Here is a 391-nt window from a genome sequence, read left to right on the forward strand (position 1 = left end):
CACTCATTGATTCTGTTGCTGTGTCATAAGCACCGCCGAGTTTTGCAGTAAAATTCTCGGTGAATCGTTCACCGACACCCACCGCAACCGCTTGTGCATCACCGTGATAACCCACTGCGGCAGTAACCGCGAATTTACCTACACCATATGGGGCAACTAGACCTGCAAAAGCAGCAGATTCGGCATACGCACCATCTACGTTTTTAGCCATTTGTTCCATATCTTCACGTAGGCCTTTGATAGCATCTTGGTTCTGGCTAATAGCATCTGCATTCTGACTACTCATCTTACGCGCATACGTAGCATCATTTTCTGCATTTCTAGCGTGTGTGTTGGCATCTGCAATCTGCTTATCATGTGCTGTGATCTGGGCTTTGTTTTGCTCGATCCC

At 47.3% G+C, this 391-nt stretch carries 1 protein-coding gene; it reads right to left on the minus strand.

From position 1 onward, the window contains the following. Window positions 1–391: YadA C-terminal domain-containing protein (locus AB4585_RS25695; protein WP_372171607.1), on the minus strand; the 391-nt coding region annotated here is incomplete at both ends.

Source organism: Vibrio sp. 10N.222.49.C9 (assembly GCF_041474985.1).
Taxonomy (GTDB): Bacteria; Pseudomonadota; Gammaproteobacteria; order Enterobacterales; family Vibrionaceae; genus Vibrio; species Vibrio crassostreae_C.